The sequence below is a fragment of the Streptomyces sp. 8L genome (assembly GCF_020176795.1).
Lineage (GTDB): Bacteria > Actinomycetota > Actinomycetes > Streptomycetales > Streptomycetaceae > Streptomyces.
In genome coordinates, this window is record NZ_JAIUKE010000821.1 from 1 (window position 1) to 2,140 (window position 2,140).

The window sequence follows — 2,140 nt, forward strand, 5'->3', positions numbered from 1 at the left end:
GACGTTATGCCCGGTGAGAGCATGAGCGGAGGATACGAGATTCGAACTCGTGAGGGGTTGCCCCCAACACGCTTTCCAAGCGTGCGCCCTAGGCCTCTAGGCGAATCCTCCGCGACGAACCATACAAGACCGGAGGGAGTGCTCGCGAACTCGTTTGGGGGGCTCCCCATCAGGTACTGTGGGCGCAGCCCCTCACGTGGCGCTATCTGACTGAACTCCCCCAGGGCCGGAAGGCAGCAAGGGTAGGTCGGCTCTGGCGGGTACGTGAGGGGCGTTGTCTTGTCATAGGGGGCGGATATCGTCGTAGGTGTGTCCTCGCTTGCGCTGTACCGCCGCTATCGACCCGAGACCTTTGCCGAGGTCATCGGGCAGGAGCACGTCACCGACCCCCTGCAGCAGGCCCTGCGGAACAACCGCGTCAACCACGCGTATCTCTTCAGTGGCCCGAGGGGATGCGGCAAGACCACCAGTGCGCGCATCCTCGCGCGCTGTCTGAACTGTGAGCAGGGGCCGACGCCGACCCCCTGCGGGGAGTGCCGGTCCTGCCGCGACCTCGCGCGCAACGGGCCGGGGTCCATCGACGTCATCGAGATCGACGCGGCCTCGCACGGTGGTGTGGACGACGCCCGTGACCTGCGGGAGAAGGCGTTCTTCGGGCCTGCGGGCAGCCGCTACAAGATCTACATCATCGACGAGGCGCACATGGTCACCTCGGCGGGGTTCAACGCCCTGCTGAAGGTCGTCGAGGAGCCGCCCGAGCATCTGAAGTTCATCTTCGCGACGACGGAGCCCGAGAAGGTCATCGGGACCATCCGGTCCCGCACGCACCACTATCCCTTCAGGCTCGTACCGCCCGGCACCCTGCGCGACTACCTGGGCGAGGTGTGCGGCCAGGAGGGGATTCCGGTCGCCGACGGCGTCCTGCCGCTGGTCGTACGGGCGGGGGCCGGGTCGGTCCGTGACTCGATGTCCGTGATGGACCAGCTGCTGGCCGGCGCCGCCGAGGACGGTGTGACGTACGCCATGGCCACCGGCCTCCTCGGTTACACGGACGGGTCGCTGCTCGACTCGGTGGTGGACGCCTTCGCCGCGGGCGATGGCGCCGCCGCGTTCGAGGTCGTGGACCGGGTGATCGAGGGCGGTAACGATCCGCGCCGCTTCGTCGCGGACCTCCTGGAGCGCCTGCGTGACCTGGTGATCCTCGCCGCCGTCCCGGACGCCGTGGAGAAGGGCCTCATCGACGCGCCCGCCGACCTGGTCGAGCGGATGCAGGCGCAGGCGTCCGTCTTTGGCGCCGCCGAGCTGTCCCGGGCCGCCGATCTCGTCAATACGGGGTTGACGGAGATGCGTGGCGCCACCTCACCGCGCCTGCAGCTTGAGCTGATCTGCGCGCGTGTGCTGCTGCCCGCGGCCTTTGACGACGAGCGTTCGGTGCGTACGCGCCTGGAGCGCCTGGAGCGCGGCATGGCGGCCGGCGCGAGCATGGCCGCCGTGGAGTACACGGCGCCGGGCCCTGCCGGCGCGCCGGGCGCGCCGGCGCCGCCCGCCTTCGAGTACGTACCGCCCACGCCCGAGCCCCACGTACCGCAGTCCGCACCGCCTCCGGCGGCCCCGGCGGCGCCCCCCCGGGCGCCCCCCCCCCCGGGGGCCCCCCCCCGGTGACAGCGCCGGCGGGGGCGCGGGCGGTGGCGAAGCGCGTCGGCCCGGCGGCTGGCCCACCGCGGGCGCGGGTGGTGGCGGCCCTCGCGGCGCCGCCGCGCCGCCGCCATCAGCGCCCTCGGCGCCGTCTCACGGCGGTGCCGCGATGGACCCGGCGGCAGGTGCGGGCCAGGTGCGGAACATGTGGCCCGAGATCCTGGAGGCCGTCAAGAACCGCCGGCGTTTCACGTGGATTCTCCTCAGCCAGAACGCCCAGGTGGTCGGTTTCGACGGCACCACCCTCCAGATCGGATTCATCAACGCGGGTGCCCGCGACAACTTCGCGAGCAGCGGCAGCGAGGACGTGCTCAGGCAGGCGCTCTCCGAGCAGTTCAACGTCCAGTGGAAGATCGAGGCCATCGTCGATCCCTCCGGCGGCGGGCCCCCCGGCCTCCCGGCTCTCGGCACCGGCCGCGCGGGCGGAACCGGGCTGCTGCGGCGC

The 2,140-nt window shown here is 71.5% G+C and carries 1 tRNA gene, 1 other RNA gene and 1 pseudogene; 2 read left to right on the plus strand and 1 reads right to left on the minus strand.

The annotated features are described in order from the left end of the window. Window positions 1-26: 26 nt before the first annotated feature. Window positions 27-111 (minus strand) — tRNA-Ser (locus LCE31_RS39115). Between the two features lie 72 nt (window positions 112-183). On the opposite strand from LCE31_RS39115, the gene ffs reads away from it, so the two are divergent. Further along, window positions 184-282: signal recognition particle sRNA small type (ffs, locus tag LCE31_RS39120), an RNA gene on the plus strand. A gap of 27 nt (window positions 283-309) precedes the next feature. Continuing rightward, window positions 310-2,140, plus strand: a pseudogene (locus tag LCE31_RS39125) (DNA polymerase III subunit gamma and tau); the annotation flags it as partial.